Origin of the sequence: Allochromatium palmeri, assembly GCF_009720725.1 — a bacterium.
In the GTDB taxonomy this organism is placed as follows: domain Bacteria; phylum Pseudomonadota; class Gammaproteobacteria; order Chromatiales; family Chromatiaceae; genus Thermochromatium; species Thermochromatium palmeri.
Genome location: NZ_WNKT01000119.1, coordinates 1 through 1,507 on the forward strand (window position 1 = coordinate 1; position 1,507 = coordinate 1,507).

At 61.9% G+C, this 1,507-nt stretch carries 1 protein-coding gene; it reads left to right on the top strand.

Going from position 1 to position 1,507, the window contains the following annotated elements:
- The first annotated feature begins 68 nt into the window (after positions 1-68).
- Positions 69-1,466, top strand: coding sequence for an IS1380 family transposase (locus GJ668_RS19680; protein ID WP_155451775.1), 1,398 nt, complete (start codon positions 69-71; stop codon positions 1,464-1,466).
- Positions 1,467-1,507: the final 41 nt, after the last annotated feature.

Here is a 1,507-nt window from a genome sequence, read left to right on the forward strand (position 1 = left end):
TCGTTTAACCAATTGATAAAATTGGTGTTCCGCCAAGAACGCTTCGGAGAAGCTAAACGAGGTCGCCCATGCCCGAGTCTACCCAAAAGTCGCTACGATTTCCTCCCGTCGATGGTCTAAGCGTGCGCGCCGACTTCGACGGCGGGGCGATGTCTTCGGACTTTGGCCCGTTGATTTTGCGTGGTGTCGATCAGCCGATCGGTCTGACCGAGCGCCTCGCCCAAGCCATTGATGACCAGCGCCATCCGTCCTACATCACCCATCCCCTGCGCGACCTGATCGCCCAACGGATCTTTCAGATCGGCTGCGGGTATGAAGATGGCAACGACGCCAATGCGCTGCGCACGGATCCCCTGTTCAAGCTCGGGCTGGACCGCCGTCCCTTGGAGCAGGCGATGGATCTGGCCAGTGGGCCGACGTTCTCGCGCCTGGAGAATGCGGTCTCGACCAAAGACCTCTACCGCCTGGCGCAGGCCTTCGTCGATCAGTTCATCGCCAGCTATTCTGAGGCGCCGGCGGTGATCGTCATCGACCTGGACCACTCCGAAGATCCCACCCACGGACAGCAGGAATTCAGTTTCTACAACCATTACTATCAGCACCACTGCTACTTGCCGCTGTTTCTCTTCGAGGGGCTCTCGGGGCGGTTCATCACCGCTGTCCTGCGCCCTGGCAAGCGTCCGACCGGTGCCGAAAACGCCATGATCATGAAGCGGGTGTTGCAGCGTCTGCGCGCGGCCTGGCCCGAGACCCATTTCGTGCTGCGCGGGGATGGGCACTTCGCCAATCCGGAACTGATGGCGCTCGCGCTGGCCGATGGGCACACCGATTTCATCTTCGGACTGGCCGGCAACCGCGTGCTCTCGCCGTTGGCCAAGCCCTTTCTGGAGACCAACCGCCACCGCCATGCGGTGCGCTGTGAAAATGCCCGCCGCCTCCATCAGCCGCTGCCGAACAGTACCCGCTCCTACCATGAGCTGGCGTACGCGGCCGGGACTTGGCCGCAGGCATTTCGCGTCATCCTCAAGGCCGAGGTGATGGCCTTCGACGACAATCCGCGCTTCGTGGTGACCTCGTTGGATCTGCCCTCGCCTGAGTGTCTCTATCGCGATCTCTACAGCGCGCGCGGTCAAGATGAAAACCTCATCAAGATGCTCAAGCACGATCTCGCCAGTGATCGCACCTCCGACCACCGCTTTCTGGCCAACCACCTGCGCCTGTTCTTCGCCTGCGGGGCCTATGTCCTACACCACGCGCTGCGCACCAATGTGCTGGTGCACACCGAACTGGCCCAGGCGCAACCGGCCACGGTGATCTTGAAGCTGTTCAAGATCGCCGTGCGCGTGGTGCAGTACCAGGATCGCGTCAAACTGCAACTGCCCTCGAATTGTCCGGTGAAAGCGCTCTTGCACCGGGTCACCGAGATCCTGTTCCTCACCCGTCCGCCGCCGGCGCTCACGACCTAACCCCGGCGCTCAACCTCCTCCGACCTTGACCATCCACCCCG

Bases quoted from the DNA above. Each gene is read 5' to 3' on its own strand.
- GJ668_RS19680 (WP_155451775.1), top strand. From the start codon at position 69: ATGCCCGAGTCTACCCAAAAGTCGCTACGATTTCCTCCCGTCGATGGT.